Raw genomic sequence first — 16,983 nt, forward strand, 5'->3', positions numbered from 1 at the left:
GGGGTGCGGGGGGTCAGCGGGACTCGGCGTCGTCCATGGCTCGGTAGATGCGCTGCTCCGAGACCGGGTAGGGGGTACCCAGGGCCTGGGCGAAGACGTTCACCCGCAGCTCCTCGATCATCCAGCGGATCTGGCGGACGGCCGCCTCCTGGCGCCTCGGCGGGGGTAGCGCGGCCAGCATGTCCTGGTACTCCTTCTGCACCACCGCGACCCGGTCCTGCTGCTGTTTGTCCCGCTGCGGGTTGCCCGGCAACCGGTCCAGCCGCCGCTCGATCGCGGTCAGGTAGCGCAGCAGGTCGGGCAGCCGCGCGTACCCCGTCTCGGTGACGAAACCCTTGTGCACCAGGCCGGTGAGCTGGTTGCGGATGTCGGCCAGCGCGGCCACCACAGCGAGGTTGCGGGTGGCGCCGAGCCGCTGCTCCACCGCGTACCCGGCCGCGAGCACCCGGCGCACCCGCTCCATCACCTCGACGACCGTGTCCACCAGGTCGGCGCGGACCTTGTCGCGCAGCGCGGCGAAGCCCTCGGCGTCCCAGGCGGGACCGCCCGCGTCGCCGATGAGCTTGTCGATCGCCGCCCCGGCCGCGTCCTCGATCAGTTCCGGCACGCTGCCGTGCGGGTTGCGGGACAGCGCCAGTTTCGCCTCGTTGCTCAACCGGCCCTGGAGGAACTTCGCCGGTGACGGCAGCGTGAGCCGAAGCAGCCGCCGGGTGCCCGCCCAGTGCGCGGCCTCCTGCTCGGCGGCGGAGTCGAACACCTTCACCCCGACCGTCGCGCCCTCGTCCACCAGCGCCGGGTACGCGGTCACCGCGAAGCCCGCGCGTACCTGCTCGATGGTGCGCGGCAGCGCGCCGATCGACCACTCGGTCAGCCCGGTACGGGCGACGTTCGGCGCGGCGGCGGCCACCACCTGGCGTACCTCCTGGCGCAGCTCGCGTTGCAGCGCCGGCAGGTCCTTGCCCTCGGCGACCGGCTTGTCGTCGTCGCCGAGTACCCGGAACGTGACCCGCAGGTGCGGCGGCAGCCTGCTGAGGTCCCACGCGTCCGCCGGGACTGTCACGCCGGTCATCCGGCGCAACTGCCGGGTCAGCGCGGCGAGCAGCGGCTCCTCGCCCGGCGTGATCGCGGCCAGCGCGGCGCGCGCGTAGTCGGGCACCGGCACGAAGTTGCGCCGTACCGGCTTGGGCAGCGACCGGATCAGCGCGATCACCAGCTCCTCGCGCAGCCCCGGCACCTGCCAGTCGAAGCTCTCCGCCGGCACCTGGTTGAGCAGCGGCAGCGGGATGTCCACAGTCACGCCGTCGGTGGGTGCGGTCGGGTCGAACGTGTACGTCAGCGGCAGCGTCACGCCGTCGGCCCGCCACTCGTCGGGGAAGTCCTCCTCGTCCACCCCGCCCCGGCCGTCGTTGACGAGCAGCTCACGGGTGAACGTGAGCAGGTCGGGCCGCTCCCGGCGGGTCTTCTTCCACCAGGAGTCGAAGTGCCGGCCCGAGACCACGTCGGCGGGGATGCGCTGGTCGTAGAAGGCGAAGATGGTCTCGTCGTCGACCAGGATGTCGCGGCGCCGGGCCCGGTTCTCCAGCTCCTCGATCTCGGTCAGCAGCTTCTGGTTGTCCCGCCAGAACTGGTGGTGGGTCTGCCAGTCGCCCTCGACCAGGGCGTGCCTGATGAACAGCTCCCGGCTCAGGACCGGGTCGATCCGCCCGAAGTTCACCTTGCGGGAGGTGACGAGCGGGATGCCGTACAGCGTGACCTTCTCGTAGGCCATCACCGCGGCCTGCTTCTTCTCCCAGTGCGGCTCGCTGTAACTGCGCTTGACCAGGTGCTGGGCCAGCGGCTCGACCCACTCCGGCTCGACCCGGCCGGCGACGCGACCCCACAGCCGGGACGTCTCCACCAGTTCGGCGGCCATCACCCAGCGCGGCGGCTTCTTGAACAGCGCCGACCCGGGGAAGATCGCGAACTTCGCGCCCCGCGCGCCGAGGTACTCGTGCTTCTGCGCGTCCTTGAGGCCGAGGTGCGACAGCAGGCCGGGCAGCAGCGACTGGTGCACCTTCGGGGTGTCGATCTCCTCCGGCAGGTCCGCGCCGGCGCCGCGCCGGCCCTCACCCTTGTCGGAGGTACGCAGCACCTGGCGCAACTGGCTGACGATGTCCTGCCACTCGCGTACCCGGAGGTAGTTGAGGTATTCGGCCTTGCACATCCGGCGGAACGCGCTGGACGACAGCTCGCGCTGCTTCTCCCGCAGGTAGCGCCACAGGTTCAGGTACGCGACGAAGTCGGACTCCTTGTCGGCGAACCGGGCGTGCGCCTGGTCGGCCTGGGCCTGCTTGTCGGCCGGGCGCTCGCGGGGATCCTGGATGGACAGCGCGGCGGCGATCACGACCACCTCGGTGGCGCAGCCGTTGCGTTCGCCTTCGAGGACCATCCGGGCCAGCCGGGGGTCGACCGGGAGCTGGGCCAGCCGCCGGCCCAGCGCGGTGAGCCGCTTCGCCGGGTCGGTCTCGGCCGGGTCGAGCGCACCCAGCTCGTGCAGCAGGTTCACGCCGTCGGTGACGTTGCGCCGGTCCGGCGGGTCGATGAACGGGAACGCCGCGACGTCGCCGAGCCCGATCGATGTCATCTGGAGGATGACCGAGGCCAGGTTGGTCCGCAGGATCTCCGGGTCGGTGAACTCGGGACGGGAGTCGAAGTCCTGCTCGTCGTAGAGGCGGATGCAGATGCCGTCCGAGGTACGCCCGCAGCGGCCCTTGCGCTGGTTGGCGCTGGCCTGCGAGACCGGCTCGATCGGCAGCCGCTGCACCTTGAGCCGGCTGGAGTAGCGGGAGATCCGGGCGGTGCCCGGGTCCACCACGTACTTGATGCCGGGCACCGTCAGCGAGGTCTCCGCGACGTTCGTGGCCAGCACCACCCGCCGGTTGCTGTGCGCGGCGAAGACCCGGTGCTGCTCGGCGGTGGAGAGCCGGGCGTACAGCGGCAGGATCTCGGTGCCGAGCAGCGACCGCTTGGACTGCACCAGCTTGCCCAGCGCGTCTGCGGTGTCCCGGATCTCCCGCTCACCGCTGAGGAACACCAGGATGTCGCCCGGCCCCTCCGCGGCCAGCTCCTCGACCGCGTCGCCGATGGCCTGGATCTGGTCCCGGACGTTCTCCTCGTCGGCCTCGTCCTCCTCCTCGGTCTCGGTGACCTCGACCAGCGGCCGGTAGCGGACCTCCACCGGGTACGTGCGCCCGGACACCTCGACCACGGGCGCCGGGTTGCCCTCGGCGTCGGCGAAGTGCTTCGCGAACCGGTCGGTCTCGATGGTGGCCGAGGTGATGACCACCTTGAGGTCGGGCCGGCGGGGCAGGAGCTGCCTGACGTACCCGAGGATGAAGTCGATGTTGAGGCTGCGCTCGTGCGCCTCGTCGATGATCAGCGTGTCGTACTGCCGCAGCATCCGGTCGGTCTGCAACTCGGCCAGCAGGATGCCGTCGGTCATCAGCTTGACCAGGCTGTTGTCGCCCACCTGGTCGGTGAAGCGGACCTTGTAGCCGACCACGTCGCCCAGCTCGGTGCCGAGTTCGTCGGCGATCCGGTCGGCGACCGTGCGGGCCGCCAGCCGGCGGGGCTGGGTGTGCCCGATCAGGCCGGTGACGCCGCGCCCCAGCTCCAGGCAGATCTTTGGGAGCTGGGTGGTCTTCCCGGAGCCGGTCTCACCGGCCACGATCACCACCTGGTGGTCGCGGATCGCGGCGGCGATGTCGTCCTTGCGCTCGCTCACCGGCAGCTGCGGCGGATAGGTGATCGCCGGCACGGCCGCGCGGCGCGCCGCCAGCCGCGCCTCGGCCCGGGCCACCTCGGCCGCGATCTCGGCCAGCGCCGCCTCCCGCCGCTGCGGGTCGCGCAGCTTGCGCACGCCGTCGAGCCGCCGCTGGAGCCGCCGCTGGTCGCGGAACATCAGGGGGCCGAGGCGGCGGTGCAGGTCGCGGGCGGTCTCAGGGGCGGCGGGTACGGCTGGATTCTGCATGTCGTCGCCAAGGATAGGCAGCCGCGCGCCGGACCGCCCCCGGGTTACCGGTGCCGGGCGTGCCCTCCCTGTCCGGGCCGTCCCCGCCGGATAAGGTTGCCGCCGACGAGGCCGACGGAGAGGCCGACGAGGGGCGGGGATGATCATGCGGGACACCGACCGGGCGCTCGTGCAGGCCGCCACCGCCGTCGCGAAGCTGCGCTGCCGCAGCGACAACCACACCGTCGCCGCCGCCGTACGCAGCACCGACGGCCGGGTGTTCAGCGGCGTGAACGTCTACCACTTCACCGGCGGCCCGTGCGCCGAGGTGGTGGCACTCGGCGCCGCCGCGACCCAGGGCGCCGGTGAGCTGGAGGCCATCGTCGCGGTGGGGGACCGGGGCCGGGGCGTCCTGCCCCCGTGCGGGCGCTGCCGCCAGGTGCTGCTCGACTACTTCCCGTCGATCAAGGTGATCGTCGGCCCGCCCGACGGTCTGCGCGCCGTCCCGATCGCCGACCTGCTGCCCGAGACGTACGTCTGGTCCGACCAGCAGGTCGAGGTGCCGGTGGCCGCGCGCGCCGGGGTGTGGCCGACGCCCGTGGTGCCGGGCAGCCGGCAGGCCCCGGAGGACTGACCGCCTCAGTCGCCGGCCGCCGCCTCCAGCATCGAGCGGGGGACCGGTACCTGCTCGAAGCGGACCTGCCCCTCCGGCACCATCCAGCTGCTCACCTGCGCGACCAGCAGGCCGGCGCGGACCGCCGGGTCGTTCGCGTACAGCTCACGGGCCATCTGCGGGTCCACCGAAAGCACCACGAAGCCGCGTACGCGCCCGTCGTCGCCGTCGAGGAACGGCCCGGCCGCGAGGACCGCGCCCTGCTCCACCAGCCCGGCCTGGTGCGCCAGGTGGGCGTCCTGGATCCGGTCGAGTGCGTCCTGCGGCAGCTCGGGCGCGTCGTCCGGGCGGACCAGGAGCACCACCGTGTGCCTGTCGAATCGCATGTCCTCAGGCTAGGGGCTGCCGGGCGCGCAGTGCCCGGATCGACCAGTCCAGCACCGGCGTCAGGCTCTCGGGCGGTGGCCAGCCGTTGACCACGGAGAGCAGCCTGAGGTACCGCTCCCGGTGAGGGTCGCGCGCGGCCCGCAACCGGTCCAGCATCCGCCGGCGCAGGTCGGCGTCGTCCGGCCGGCCGCAGAGCCGCGCGTACCGGCCCGCGGCCCGGGCCAGGACGCCATCGGCCCGGGGCGAGGCGGGCTCGACACCGGCGGCCAGCGCCGGGGCCACCTCCTCCCGGACCACGGCGACCACGTCCCGGCGTACGCCATCGGCGCCGGCCCGGTCCGCCGCGTGCTGCTCGGCCAGCCGGCGCAGCCCGGCCCGGAATTCCGGGTCGAGAGCCAGCTCGGCCAGCTCCACCCACGCCTCGATCTGGGCGTCGTCCGGATCGTCCGGCAGCTCCGGCGTCAGCGACCGGCGGATGCCCGCGAACCCCGGGTCGGTCAGGCCGCCGAACGCCGTGTCGAGGAGTTCGTCGACCAGCCGCCGCCGCTCCCGCGCGGCCAGACCCGCCAGCCGGTGCAGCAGGTCGGCCTCGGACGGGCCGGCCCCGCGCCGGGCGATCACTGTGAGCACCGCGCGGTGCGACCGCAGCAGCCGGATCTGCGCGGTCAGCGCCTCCGCGTGCGCCGAGGCGACCTCGGCCAGGGTGACCTCCCGGGTCACCACCCGGCGCACAGTGGGCAGGTCGACGCCCAGCTCGCGCAACGTCCGTACCAGGTCGAGCCGGGCCACCGCGGCCGCGTCGTAGCGGCGGTGGCCGGCTGGTCCCCGGTCGGTGGGCGGCACGATGCCGCGGTCGGACCAGAAGCGGATGGTCTTCACCGGCAGCCCGGTCCGCCGGGCCAGGTCACCGATCGAGTAGCGCTCCGTACCGTCCATACGGCCACCATCGCGCCTCCCCCCGGTGGAGGCGCAACCCCATCGACAGCGCCCGCCCCCGCCGCGCCCGTCCAGCCGCACCAGGGCTGGACGGGCGCGGCTGTGTTCAGGCGACCAGTTGCCAGAGCAGGAACGCGTTGAGCGCCACCACGAACGCGGTGATCGCCACCGCGGCGGCGGTGGTGGCCCGGCGGTTGACCAGGCTGCCCATCAGGTCCCGGCGGCGCGTGAACATCACCACCGGGATCAGCGCGAACGGGATGCCGAAGCTCAGCACCACCTGGGACAGCACCAGCGCGCGGGTCGGGTCGACGCCGATCGCGAGCACCACCAGCGCGGGCAGCAGCGTGATCATCCGGCGGACCAGCAGCGGGATCCGGCGGCGCAGGAAGCCCTGCATGATGATCTCGCCGGCGTACGTGCCGACGCTCGTGGAGGCGAGTCCGGACAGGAGCAGGGCGACCGCGAAGCCGACCGCCGCCGCCGCGCCGAGCGTGGTGGCGAGCCCGGCGTGCACGCCTTCGAGGGTGTCGGTGCCGGGGATCGAGGTGCCGTGGAAGCTGCTCGCGGCCACGAGCAGCATGGCCAGGTTGACCGCCCCGGCGACGCCCAGCGCGATCAGCACGTCGATGCGCAGGCCCTTGGCGACCACACGCCGCTGCGCCTCGCCCTCGGCCGGCAGGCGGTTCGGGGTCAGCGCCGAGTGCACGTAGATGACGTGCGGCATCACCGTCGCGCCCAGGATGCCGGCGGCGAGCAGCATGCTGTCGGTGCCCTGCATCCGGGGCAGCAGTCCGGCCGCCGCGTCGGACACGTCCGGTTGCGCGCTGACCACGTTGACCGCGAACGCCAGCATGATCACGCCGAGCAGCACCGCGATGGCGATCTCGAACGTCCGGAAACCCCGGGCCCGCAGTGCCAGGATGGCGAACGAGGCGGCGCCGATGATCAGGCCGCCGGGCAGCAGCGGAACCCCGAACAGCAGGTACAGCGCGACCGCCCCGCCGATCACCTCGGCCAGGTCGGTGGCCATGGCGACCAGTTCGGCCTGCGCCCACATGACCCGGTTGAGCGGCCGGGGCAGGTGCTCCCGGCACAGCTCGGGCAGGCTGCGCCCGGTGGCCAGGCCGAGCTTGGCGGTGAGCGTCTGCACCAGCATGGCGGCCAGGTTCGCCGCGACCACCACCCAGACCAGCAGGTATCCGTACCGGGCGCCGGCGGTGGAGTTGGTGGCGAAGTTGCCGGGGTCGACGTAGGCGACCGCCGCCACGAACGCGGGCCCGAGCAGGATGAGGCGCCCACGGACCGGTCGGGGGGCGGTGACGGTCCGCAGCGGGGGCAGGACGGGCGAGTCGTTGGTTACCACTGGTGCTCCTCGACGACGGACGACGGGATTCAGGCGACGGACGGCGGGGGGCGGCAGGGGGTGGCGCGCAGGGGCGGGGTCAGGCGGGTTCGTGCCGGGCGGTCGCCTGGTGGGTGGCCGGGGCCGGGTCGCGTTCGAGCGCGTCCGCGAACGGGACCAGCGCGGTGAGGGCGGCCAGCGCCAGGATCGCGGGCAGGGCCAGGCCGGCGCCCACGGATACGAGCGTGAGCAGGGCGAGGACGGCAGTCCTGGTGCGGTTGGACGTGGACATGACGACTCCCGGGTGGGTGCGGTGCGGAGAACGGCGGTCCTCGCGCCGGGCCGCCGCGAGGGCGGCCCGGCGCGGGCGAGGTCAGGTGAGCTTGCTCTTGACCTTGTTGGCGACCTTGCCGACCATCCCCGGGTTGGTGCCGTACAGGCGCGGGTCGCCCGGGGCGAGCACCGGCTCGGGCGCGTGCGCGCGCGGGCTGTTGTCGTAGCGGAACTGGCCCTTGCCGTCCGGCGTCGGACCGGACGCCCACCGGCCCTCGGCGGCGTCCTGGCCGGGGGAGAAGTCCAGGTACGTGTAGCTGAACTCCTCGGTGAACTCGGGCGAGTCGGGGAAGGCGTCCGGCACCGGCATCTCCTCCAGGCCGTCCTCCTTGAGCTGCTCGATGGCCGCCATCCACATGTTCTGGTGCATGGTGTCGCGGGCCAGCAGGAAGCGCAGCATCTGCTTGACGCCCGGGTCGTCGGTCATGTTGAACAGGCGGGCCACCTGGAGCCGGCCCTGCGCCTCGGCGGTGACGTTCAGGTGGAAGTCGGCCATCAGGTTGCCGCTGGCGGTGATGAAGTTGCCGTTCCACGGCACGCCGGCGCTGTCGACCGCCAGGGCCCCGCCGCCACCGTGGATGAAGTGCGCCGGGTTGGATCCGCCGTAGATCGCGCCGACCATCGGGTTCTCCTCGGCGGCCTCCTCCAGCGACAGCGGTGCGTTCTCCAGCAGCCGGGTGATCATCGTCGCGATCATCTCGACGTGACCCATCTCCTCGGTGCCGACGTCGAGCAGCAGGTCCTTGTACTTGCCGGGCAGCCGGCAGTTCCAGCCCTGGAACAGGTACTGGTTGGCGACCGTCATCTCACCCCACTTGCCGCCGAGCACTTCCTGGAGGCGGCGGGCGAACGCAGCGTCCGGTCCGTCCGGCTTCGCCTCGAACTGCAGGTCCTTCATGTGTGTGAACATGTCGTCTCCTCCGGTTCACCGATGCTGTCCTCTCTCGGGTGCCCGCTGCGACGGCCCGCCGGGGCCGACTCGTGTCCCGGACGGGACAGGCCACACCGGGACCGGCAGCCGGACGTCCACCGCCAGCCCGCCGCACCGAGGGCGGCGGGCGCGAACGGTTCCGCCGTACGTGTCGACGAGCCGCCGCACGATCCACAGCCCGAGGCCGTGCCCGGTGGCCGACGGGACGGGCCGGGCCAGCGCCGCGCGCAGCGCGGGACAGGGGCTGCCCCGGTCGAGGACCGACAGCGTCAGCGTGTGACAGCGCGTCGCGGCTCGGACGACGATCTCGCCGTCGGCCGGGCCGTGGCGCCGCGCGTTGTCGACCAGGTTCGTGAGGATCTGCCGGACGTGCTGCTCGGGCACGGGCAGTCCGGCGGCCGCCGGGTCGAGCCGCGCGCACAGCCGGGAACCGGCGCCGGCCGTCACCGCGCGCACCACGGCGGACAGGGGGACGCGGCGGGGTGGTTCCGGCTCGTCGCGGGTGCCGGGTCCGCCGAGGTCGTCCAGCAGGGCACCCAGGTGTACGGCGTGCTCGTGGGCCAGCGCGGCGATGGCCCGGCGGTCCGGTGGGGTGAGCGCCGCCTGCTCGGCGAGGGCCCGGGTGAGGGCCGCCAGCGCCTGTACGGGGGTGCGCAGCTCGTGGCAGAGCACCCGGACCGACAAGGACTCGTCCCGATCGGCCAATTCACGATTGCGACGGCCGGGTGGGGTTAAGGAGTCAAGGGTCATGCCCGGTTGTTCCCGACGGCTACTCACATATGCCACTAACCTGAGCCGGAAGGGGGAAAGCAGACATGAGAGACGGCGCCGTCCGGCTCGTGGTGGTGGACGACCACGCGCTGTTCGTACGCGGGCTGGAACTGCTGCTGTCCGCCACCACCGACGGCCGGGCCCGGGTCGTCGGCTCGACCACCGACGCGGCCGGCGCCGCCGCCCTCGTCGCCCGGTGCGTACCTGATCTCGCTCTCGTGGACCTGCACATGCCACCCCCCGGCGGGCTCCGGGCCATCGCCGCCATCCGCCGTACCAGCCCGCGGGTGCGCGTCCTGGCCATGTCCGGCTCGAACGATCCGGCGCCGGCGGTGGAGGCGCTGCGCTGTGGTGCCGAGGGCTACCTGCCCAAGACCAGCGAGCCGGAGGACCTGCTGCCTCCACTGCTCGCCGTGCTGGACGGCTGGGCGGTGATGCCGGGCGCGCTGCTGCGGCGGCTGGTCGGGCCCACCAGGGCACCCGGGCTCAACCTCGACGACGAGGAACGCCGGCTCCTGCGGGCGATCGCGGCCGGCGAGGGCACTGTGACGATCGCCGAGCGGATGCACACCTCCGAACGGACGGTGAAGCGGATGACCGCCTCCCTGCTGCGCAAGCTGCGGGTGACCAACCGGGTGGAGGCCGCCGCGCTGGCCGGGCGGGCCGGGCTGCTGGACGAGCACTCGGACCGGTGAGGCGTCGACCGGCCGGGTCGCCTCCGGCGCGGGCCCGGGACGGCGAACGGCCGCCCCGGGGGAGCGGGACGGCCGTTCGGTCGGGCGGTGCCTCGGTGCGCCGGAGGGGGTCGCGGCGGCCGGTCAGGCGGCGGTGGACCAGATGGCCCGGAACGCGGCCGCCTCACCGGCCAGCCACTGCTCGATCTGCTCGGGCTTGACGTCGGCGGGCATCCGGTGTGCCTCGCCGCGCCGCACGTCGACCAGGACCGGCTCGGCGTGCGGCAGCACCGCGTCCATGTGCCGGGCCATCAGGTGCAGCGTGGCGAGCGTGGCCTCCTCGCTCGGTGGCGCCTCGTCGAAGTGCAGCCGGATCGCCTCGGCCCGGCCGTCGGCGAAGCGCACACCGAACTGCGGGTTGATCTTCACGGGCAGGTCACCCAGCATGGCCAGCGCGTCGCGGGTCTGGGCCAGGTCGACGCCGGCCGGCTCGCCGAGCGAGTGCAGCCAGCGGGTCGCGCCCGGCACGAGCGACTCGTAGAGCGGGCGCCAGCGCGGTTTGACCAGGTCGGCGACCTGCGCCAGGTGGGTGCCGCCGGTGTGGAACGCGACGTCGGCCTTGAGCGCCTTGACGAACTGGCCGTGCGGGTTGAAGCCGTGCCGGCTGGCCCGCTGCCGGCGCAGCCCGCCGACGAAGGTGGCCTTGGTGGGGCCGGTGCGGTCGACGTACCGGGTGAATCCGAGGAGGGTGGCGTAGGGGGTGACAGGGGTCGCGGAGGTGGGCGCAGTCACGAGCATCCTCCCAGGTCAGCAGCTCGATTAGTACATACATTCTAATCGACGGGCCTGACATCGCCCAGGGTACGAAAAGGGCCGCCCGGACATCCCGGGCGGCCCTTTTTCGCGTAGTCCTAGAGCTGGCCGACGTCGGTGATCCGGACCACCGCCGCGCCTGTCTCGTCGGAGGCGGCGAGGTCGATCTCGGCGCTGATGCCCCAGTCGTGGTCGCCGTCCGGGTCGTCCAGGATCTGCCGTACGGTCCACCTGTCCCGGCCCTGCTCGATCATCAGCAGCGCCGGGCCCCGCGCGTCCGGTCCCACCCCGATGGAGTCGTACGCCTCGAAGTACGGCTCCAGCGCGTCGGCCCACGCGTCGGCGTTCCAGCCGTCGCCGGCGTCCAGCTCGCCGAGCAGGTCCCAGCGGCGCAACGCGGCCAGCTCGACGCGGCGGAACATCGCGTTGCGCACCAGCACCCGGAACGCCCGCGCGTTGCGGGTGACAGCGGGCGGCCGGTCGTCCAGCGAGGCGGCCACCTCGGCCACGTCCGACGGGTTGCGCAGCCGCTCCCACTCGTCGATCAGGCTGGAGTCGACCTGGCGGACCAGTTCGCCCAGCCACTCGATGAGGTCGACCAGTTCCTCGGTCTTGGCGTCCTCGGGGACTGTCTGCCGCAGCGTCTTGTACGCGTCGGCGAGGTAGCGCAGGACCAGCCCCTCGGACCGGGACAGCCCGTAGAACTGGACGTACTCCGGGAACGTCATGGCCCGCTCGTACATGTCCCGGACCACGGACTTGGGGGAGAGCTGGTGGTCGGCGACCCACGGGTGGCCCTGCCGGTACATCTCGTACGCGGAGTCCAGCAGCTCCGCGAGGGGCTTGGGCCAGGTCACGTCGTCGAGCAGTTCGAGGCGGGCCTCGTACTCGATGCCCTCGGCCTTCATCGCGGCGACCGCCTCGCCGCGGGCCTTGAACTGCTGCGCGGACAGCACCTGGCGCGGGTCGTCGAGGATCGACTCGATCACGCTGAGCACGTCGAGCGCGTACGACGGGGACTCCCGGTCGAGCAGCTCGACGGTGGCCAGCGCCAGCGGTGACAGCGGCTGGTTGAGCGCGAAGTCGAGCTGGAGGTCGACGGTGAGCCGCACCCGCCGGCCGGTCTCGTCCGGCTCCGGCAGTTCCTCGACCACGCCGCCGGCGCGCAGCGCGCGGTAGATGGCGATGGCCCGGCGGATGTGCCGGCGCTGCGCGGACGGGTCCTCGTGGTTGTCGGTGAGCAGGTGCCGCATCGAGGCGAACGCGTCCCCGGGGCGGCCGATCACGTTCAGCAGCATCGAGTGGCTGACCTGGAAGCTGGAGGTGAGCGGCTCCGGCTCGGCCTCGACCAGGCGCTGGAACGTCGGCTCGCCCCAGCCGATCGAGCCCTCCGGCGGCTTCTTCTTCACCACCTTGCGGCGCTTCTTCGGGTCGTCACCGGCCTTGGCGAGGGCCTTCTCGTTCTCGATCACGTGCTCGGGGGCCTGCACCACGACCCGGCCGAGCGTGTCGAACCCGGCCCGCCCGGCCCGGCCGGCGATCTGGTGGAACTCACGGGCCTTCAGCAGCCGGGTACGGGTGCCGTCGTACTTGCTGAGACCGGTGAACAGCACGGTACGGATCGGCACGTTGATGCCGACGCCGAGCGTGTCCGTACCGCAGATGACCTTGAGCAGGCCGGCCTGGGCGAGCGTCTCGACCAGGCGGCGGTACTTCGGGAGCATGCCGGCGTGGTGCACGCCGATGCCGTGCCGGACCAGCCGGGACAGCGTCTTGCCGAAGCCTGAGGTGAACCGGAAGTTGCCGATCGCACTCGCGATCATGTCCTTCTCGGCGCGGGTGCAGACGTTCACGCTCATCAGCGCCTGGGCGCGTTCCAGCGCGGCGGCCTGGGTGAAGTGCACGACGTACACCGGCGCCTGCTTGGTCTGGAGCAGCTCCTCCAGCGTCTCGTGCAACGGCGTGGTCGCGTACGAGAAGAGGAGCGGGACCGGCCGCTCGGCCGAGCGGACGACGGCGGTCGGCCGCCCGGTACGCCGGGTCAGGTCGTCGACGAAGCGCGTGGTGTCGCCGAGCGTGGCGGACATCAGCACGAACTGGGCCTGCGGCAACTCGATCAGCGGCACCTGCCACGCCCAGCCGCGGTCCGGCTCGGCGTAGAAGTGGAACTCGTCCATGATCACCTGGCCGACGTCGGCGCGGCGGCCCTCGCGCAGCGCCAGGTTGGCAAGGATCTCCGCGGTGCAGCAGATGATCGGGGCGTCCGCGTTGACGCTGGCGTCGCCGGTGAGCATGCCGACGTTCTCGGCGCCGAAGACCTCGCAGAGCGCGAAGAACTTCTCCGAGACCAGTGCCTTGATCGGCGCGGTGTAGAACGTCGTCCGGTCGTCTGCGAGCGCCGCGAAGTGCGCCGCGATCGCCACCAGGCTCTTGCCCGAGCCGGTCGGCGTATTCATGATCACGTTCGCGCCGGAGACGATCTCGATGACCGCCTCCTCCTGATGGGGATAGAGGTCGAGGCCGCGCTCGGACGCCCAGGAGGCGAACGCGTCGTAGAGGGTGTCGGGATCGGCGGTCTTCGGCAGCGCGGCGGTGAGAGTCATGGCGGCTCCCATCGTGCCTGGATCACACCACGCCGCGCCAACCGGGTTCAGCGCACCGGCTTCCGGGCGCCGGCTTCAGCGCCGCCGGTGGATCAGGTCGAAGACCTCCCGGCCGGCGGTCAGCGCCCGGCGCTCGAACTTCGTCACCGGCCGGTGCGCCGGACGCGGCGCGTAGCCGCCGTACACGTCGACCAGCTCCGGATCGGCGGTGAGCGTCTCGCGCATCGACTCGGCGTACTCGGCCCAGTCCGTCGCGCAGTGCAACGTGCCACCGGGCGCCAGCCGGGACCGCAGCAGCGCCACGTGCGCCGGCGCGATGATCCGCCGCTTGTGGTGGCGGGTCTTCGGCCACGGGTCGGGGAAGTAGACGTGCACCGCGTCCAGGCAGCCCTCCGGCATGGCCCGGACCAGGTCCAGCGCGTCGCCCTCGGCCACCCGCACGTTGTCCAGACCGTGACGTTCGACCAGGTCGAGCAGGTTGGCGATTCCCGGCGTATGGACCTCTACCGCCAGATAGTGTCGGTCCCGGTCGGCCGCCGCCATGGCGGCGGTGGCGTCGCCCATGCCGGAGCCGATCTCCAGCACCAGCGGCGCCGGTCGTCCGAACAGCGCCGTCGGATCGCACGGCCCGTCGAGGGCGGCGATCTCCAGGCCGTACGCGGGCCAGAGCCGGGTGAGCGCGTCGCGCTGCCGCTCGCTCATCCGTCCGCGACGCGGATGGAAGGTACGGATGCGGCCGGCGGCGATGTCGGGGAGGGTCACAGCGATCCGAGCCTAGCCCGGATCGGATGTGATGTGCGGCCGGGGGTGAGAGGATTCATCCCGTACGCCGGGAGGGGTCATGGGGTCGTTCAGGGTACGTAGGGCGCTGCTGGTCGCGGTCGCCGCGTGCGCCGCCCCGCTGGCCGGCGCGACGCCCGCCCAGGCCGCGCCGCGCGCCGCCGAACCGGTGCCGGAACAGCCCCCGGCCGACGTGATCTTCGTGGAGGTCACCCCGGGCACCGTCTCGCCCGGCTACCTCGTCGGCATCCGGGCGAGCTGCCGGAACAACTCGGTTCCGGCGATTGTCACCTCGGACGCGTTCGGCAAGATCCAGGTGCAGCCGCAGCGCGGCCTGCTCACCGCTTCGCCGATGGTGCACGAGCGCACCCGGCCCGGCAACTACCGGGTCAAGCTGGAGTGCCCGGGCGGGGAGACCGCCTCCACCATGCTCCAGGTGGTGAAGCAGGGCCGGCCCACCCGGCAGCCGAGCCAGCCGAGCCACCTGCCCAGCCGCGGCCCGGCGACAGGATTCGGCGGCACCGCCGGCCCCGGGCTGGGCGGCCTGCTGGTGCCGGTCGGGCTGGCGGTGACCGTGGTCGGCGCCGGGCTCGGCGTGGCCGCGTCCCGCCGGCACGCCCGCGGCGCCGCCGGACGCTGAGGCCGGTCATGGCCGAGCACTTCGTTCCGCCGCCCGCCGGAGCACGGCGCTCCGACCGGCCGTTCCTGGCGCTGCCCCCACCCGCGGCACCGCCCACTGACGGGGCCCGGCTGTCCAGGGTCGCGCCGCCCGCCGCGTCGCGACCGTGGTATCCGCCGTCCGCCGATCCGCCGGCCCTGCGCCCCCGGCCCGCGGGGCCGCCGCCGGTCGAGCCGCCACCGGCGTCGCCAGGCCGGGGGGACCGGGGCCGGGGCTCCTGGTCGAAGCCGCTGGCAGTGGTGCTGGTGCTGGTCGGCGTGTTCGCCACCGGCGCCGGACTCGGCCGCACGGCCGGGCCGTTCGACTTCGCCGACGCGTCGACCGAGTCGAGCCGGTCGAACGGGTCGGGTGCGGCGGCCCCGGCGAGCGCTGCCGCCCCGGTCCGGAAGCCGGCGAGCCGGCCGGTACGCCTGGCGGTGCCGGCCATCAAGGTCAACGCGCCGGTCACCCCGGTCGGGCAGGCCAAGGACGGCTCGGTGGACGTGCCGCCGCTGACCGAGCACGACCAGACCGGCTGGTACGACAGAGGGGCGGTGCCCGGCGACCCCGGCCGGGCGATCATCGTCGGCCACGTCGACACCAAGAGCGGCCCGGCCGTGTTCTACCGGCTGCGCTCGCTCAAACCCGGCGCCCGGATCCAGGTGACCCGCGCGGACCGCAGCGTGGTGACCTTCAAGGTGGACGGCGTCGAGTACTTCGACAAGTCGAACCTGCCGGCCGCCCGGGTCTACGGCGACTCGGGTCCGGCCGAGCTGCGCCTGATCACCTGCGGCGGCGAGTGGGTCGGCGGCCGTACCGGCTACCAGGACAACGTGATCGTCTTCGCATCCCTGGCGAGCTGACCGCCCCGCCCCGCCCGGCACGTCCCCCGCCCTGACCGTGTCGATCATGAGGTTAGCGGCCCAGGTTGCCCGTTTCGTCACCGCCAACTTCATGATCGACGGAGCGGAGAAGGGGAGGGAGGGGGAGGCGAGAGGGCGGGGTCAGGGCTTGGCGGGGACCTGCTGGACCACCTCGAACTCCAGCAGCGTGGCGCCGGTGGCGACGGGCTTGCGGGGTTCGCCGCCCTCGGCGTGCGCGGCCCGGGACGGGCCCTGCGCCCACGCCTGGTACGCCTCCTCGCTCTCCCAGCGCGTGTACACGAAGTAGCGGGTGTCCCCGGCGACCGGGCGCAGCAGCTCGAAGCCGAGGAAACCGGGGGAGTTCTCCACCGCGCCGGCCCGGGCCGCGAACCGCTTCTCCAGCTCCTCGCCGGCGCCGGGCGGGACGTCGATCGCGTTGATCTTCACGACAGCCATGCGTCCACCCTAACCAGCGCCGCCCTCAGAACGTCTCGACGGCCGGTGCCAGGTCCGCGTCGACCACGATCGGGGCGTGGTCGGATGGTCCCTTGCCCTTGCGGGCCTCCCGGTCCACGTACGCGGAGCGGACCGCACGGGCGAACGACGCGCTGGCGTACACCAGGTCGATCCGCATGCCCTTGTTCTGGTGGAACATTCCGGCCCGGTAGTCCCAGTACGTGTACGGGTGCGGCCCCTTCATCGGCGTCGGCACCACGTCCTCCAGTCCCAGGTCGCGCAGCGCGGCCAGGGCGGCCCGCTCGGCGGGGGTGACGTGGGTGGAGGTGGCGAACAGCGCGGGATCCCAGACGTCGGCGTCGGTGGGCGCGACGTTGAAGTCACCGCAGACCGCAACCGGGAGGGGACCGGCCACCTCGGCCTCCAGGGCGTCGCGCAGCGCGGCGAACCAGGCCAGCTTGTACGCGTAGTGCGGGTCGTCCGGCGCGCGGCCGTTCGGCACGTACACCGACCAGACCCGCAGCCCGTCGCAGGTGGCCGAGATGGCGCGGGCCTCGGGCTCGGGGAAACCGGGTTCGCCCGGGAAGCCGACCGCCACGTCGGCCAGCCCGACCCGGGACAGCACCGCGACGCCGTTCCACCGCCCGTCGCTGTGGCTTGCCACCTCGTAGCCCAGCTCGCCCACCTCGGCGACCGGGAACGCCCCGTCGGGGCACTTGGTCTCCTGCAGGCACACCACGTCGGGTTTCGTGGTGGCCAGCCAGTCGAGCAGCCGGGGCAGGCGGGCCTTCACCGAGTTGACGTTCCAGGTCGCCAGGCGCATGTCCCCAGC

The 16,983-nt window shown here is 73.0% G+C and carries 15 protein-coding genes and 1 pseudogene; 4 read left to right on the forward strand and 12 right to left on the reverse strand.

The window, feature by feature from the left end; genetic code table 11:
* Positions 1-13 precede the first annotated feature (13 nt).
* Positions 14-4,009 carry an ATP-dependent RNA helicase HrpA gene (gene hrpA / locus Q3W68_RS14895; protein ID WP_302905989.1) on the reverse strand — a complete coding sequence of 1,332 codons (3,996 nt, stop codon included), beginning with the start codon at positions 4,007-4,009 and terminating at the stop codon, positions 14-16.
* Positions 4,010-4,148: 139 nt separating this feature from the next.
* Here hrpA and Q3W68_RS14900 point away from each other — a divergent pair, with 139 nt between their 5' ends.
* A complete protein-coding gene (locus Q3W68_RS14900) occupies positions 4,149-4,622 on the forward strand; it encodes a cytidine deaminase (protein ID WP_302905990.1) in 474 nt (157 codons plus the stop codon).
* A gap of 5 nt (positions 4,623-4,627) precedes the next feature.
* On the opposite strand, the gene Q3W68_RS14905 is transcribed toward Q3W68_RS14900, so the two are convergent.
* The 6 genes from Q3W68_RS14905 to Q3W68_RS14930 all read right to left on the reverse strand — a co-directional run bounded on the left by Q3W68_RS14905 (position 4,628) and on the right by Q3W68_RS14930 (position 9,238).
* A complete protein-coding gene (locus Q3W68_RS14905) occupies positions 4,628-4,987 on the reverse strand; it encodes a YciI family protein (RefSeq protein ID WP_302905991.1) in 360 nt (119 codons plus the stop codon).
* Between the two features lie 4 nt (positions 4,988-4,991).
* Entirely contained in the window at positions 4,992-5,924 is a 933-nt protein-coding gene (locus tag Q3W68_RS14910) for a MerR family transcriptional regulator (protein ID WP_302905992.1), read from the reverse strand.
* A gap of 106 nt (positions 5,925-6,030) precedes the next feature.
* Positions 6,031-7,290 (reverse strand): Nramp family divalent metal transporter, encoded by a 1,260-nt coding sequence (locus Q3W68_RS14915; protein WP_302905993.1) that lies wholly within the window; start codon positions 7,288-7,290, stop codon positions 6,031-6,033.
* Between the two features lie 79 nt (positions 7,291-7,369).
* Positions 7,370-7,561 (reverse strand): hypothetical protein, encoded by a 192-nt coding sequence (locus Q3W68_RS14920; RefSeq protein WP_302905994.1) that lies wholly within the window; start codon positions 7,559-7,561, stop codon positions 7,370-7,372.
* Between the two features lie 81 nt (positions 7,562-7,642).
* Positions 7,643-8,512, reverse strand: a complete 870-nt coding sequence (locus tag Q3W68_RS14925; protein ID WP_302905995.1) for a manganese catalase family protein — start codon at positions 8,510-8,512, stop codon at positions 7,643-7,645.
* Positions 8,513-8,527: 15 nt separating this feature from the next.
* The gene (locus Q3W68_RS14930) at positions 8,528-9,238 is read right to left on the reverse strand and encodes a sensor histidine kinase KdpD (protein WP_302905996.1); all 711 of its coding nucleotides are present in this window, start codon (positions 9,236-9,238) and stop codon (positions 8,528-8,530) included.
* 110 nt (positions 9,239-9,348) lie between these two features.
* On the opposite strand from Q3W68_RS14930, the gene Q3W68_RS14935 reads away from it, so the two are divergent.
* On the forward strand, positions 9,349-9,999 hold the full coding sequence (locus Q3W68_RS14935) for a response regulator transcription factor (protein WP_302905997.1): 651 nt from the start codon (positions 9,349-9,351) through the stop codon (positions 9,997-9,999).
* Between the two features lie 123 nt (positions 10,000-10,122).
* Here the strand turns inward: Q3W68_RS14935 and Q3W68_RS14940 are convergent, their stop codons facing one another.
* From Q3W68_RS14940 to trmB, 3 genes are all read right to left on the reverse strand, one after another.
* Positions 10,123-10,770 (reverse strand): hypothetical protein, encoded by a 648-nt coding sequence (locus tag Q3W68_RS14940; protein ID WP_302905998.1) that lies wholly within the window; start codon positions 10,768-10,770, stop codon positions 10,123-10,125.
* A 119-nt stretch (positions 10,771-10,889) separates the two neighbouring features.
* On the reverse strand, positions 10,890-13,394 hold the full coding sequence (locus Q3W68_RS14945) for an RNA helicase (protein WP_302905999.1): 2,505 nt from the start codon (positions 13,392-13,394) through the stop codon (positions 10,890-10,892).
* 75 nt (positions 13,395-13,469) lie between these two features.
* On the reverse strand, positions 13,470-14,096 hold the full coding sequence (trmB, locus tag Q3W68_RS14950) for a tRNA (guanosine(46)-N7)-methyltransferase TrmB (protein WP_302906196.1): 627 nt from the start codon (positions 14,094-14,096) through the stop codon (positions 13,470-13,472).
* A 139-nt stretch (positions 14,097-14,235) separates the two neighbouring features.
* On the opposite strand from trmB, the gene Q3W68_RS14955 reads away from it, so the two are divergent.
* Positions 14,236-14,814 (forward strand): hypothetical protein, encoded by a 579-nt coding sequence (locus Q3W68_RS14955; RefSeq protein ID WP_302906000.1) that lies wholly within the window; start codon positions 14,236-14,238, stop codon positions 14,812-14,814.
* 245 nt (positions 14,815-15,059) lie between these two features.
* Positions 15,060-15,695, forward strand: a pseudogene (locus Q3W68_RS14960) (class F sortase); the annotation flags it as partial.
* A 141-nt stretch (positions 15,696-15,836) separates the two neighbouring features.
* Here Q3W68_RS14960 and Q3W68_RS14965 read toward each other — a convergent pair.
* Positions 15,837-16,151 (reverse strand): antibiotic biosynthesis monooxygenase, encoded by a 315-nt coding sequence (locus tag Q3W68_RS14965; protein ID WP_302906002.1) that lies wholly within the window; start codon positions 16,149-16,151, stop codon positions 15,837-15,839.
* 25 nt (positions 16,152-16,176) lie between these two features.
* Positions 16,177-16,974 carry an exodeoxyribonuclease III gene (locus Q3W68_RS14970; RefSeq protein WP_302906003.1) on the reverse strand — a complete coding sequence of 266 codons (798 nt, stop codon included), beginning with the start codon at positions 16,972-16,974 and terminating at the stop codon, positions 16,177-16,179.
* Positions 16,975-16,983 lie beyond the last annotated feature (9 nt).

Origin of the sequence: Micromonospora sp. C28ISP2-4 (assembly GCF_030519385.1) — a bacterium.
Lineage (GTDB): Bacteria > Actinomycetota > Actinomycetes > Mycobacteriales > Micromonosporaceae > Micromonospora > Micromonospora tulbaghiae.

Coding starts and splice junctions, on each gene's coding strand:
- hrpA (WP_302905989.1), bottom strand. CDS start 4,009: ATGCAGAATCCAGCCGTACCCGCCGCCCCTGAGACCGCCCGCGACCTG.
- Q3W68_RS14900 (WP_302905990.1), top strand. CDS start 4,149: ATGATCATGCGGGACACCGACCGGGCGCTCGTGCAGGCCGCCACCGCC.
- Q3W68_RS14905 (WP_302905991.1), bottom strand. CDS start 4,987: ATGCGATTCGACAGGCACACGGTGGTGCTCCTGGTCCGCCCGGACGAC.
- Q3W68_RS14910 (WP_302905992.1), bottom strand. CDS start 5,924: ATGGACGGTACGGAGCGCTACTCGATCGGTGACCTGGCCCGGCGGACC.
- Q3W68_RS14920 (WP_302905994.1), bottom strand. CDS start 7,561: ATGTCCACGTCCAACCGCACCAGGACTGCCGTCCTCGCCCTGCTCACG.
- Q3W68_RS14925 (WP_302905995.1), bottom strand. CDS start 8,512: ATGTTCACACACATGAAGGACCTGCAGTTCGAGGCGAAGCCGGACGGA.
- Q3W68_RS14935 (WP_302905997.1), top strand. CDS start 9,349: ATGAGAGACGGCGCCGTCCGGCTCGTGGTGGTGGACGACCACGCGCTG.
- Q3W68_RS14945 (WP_302905999.1), bottom strand. CDS start 13,394: ATGACTCTCACCGCCGCGCTGCCGAAGACCGCCGATCCCGACACCCTC.
- trmB (WP_302906196.1), bottom strand. CDS start 14,096: ATGAGCGAGCGGCAGCGCGACGCGCTCACCCGGCTCTGGCCCGCGTAC.
- Q3W68_RS14955 (WP_302906000.1), top strand. CDS start 14,236: ATGGGGTCGTTCAGGGTACGTAGGGCGCTGCTGGTCGCGGTCGCCGCG.
- Q3W68_RS14965 (WP_302906002.1), bottom strand. CDS start 16,151: ATGGCTGTCGTGAAGATCAACGCGATCGACGTCCCGCCCGGCGCCGGC.
- Q3W68_RS14970 (WP_302906003.1), bottom strand. CDS start 16,974: ATGCGCCTGGCGACCTGGAACGTCAACTCGGTGAAGGCCCGCCTGCCC.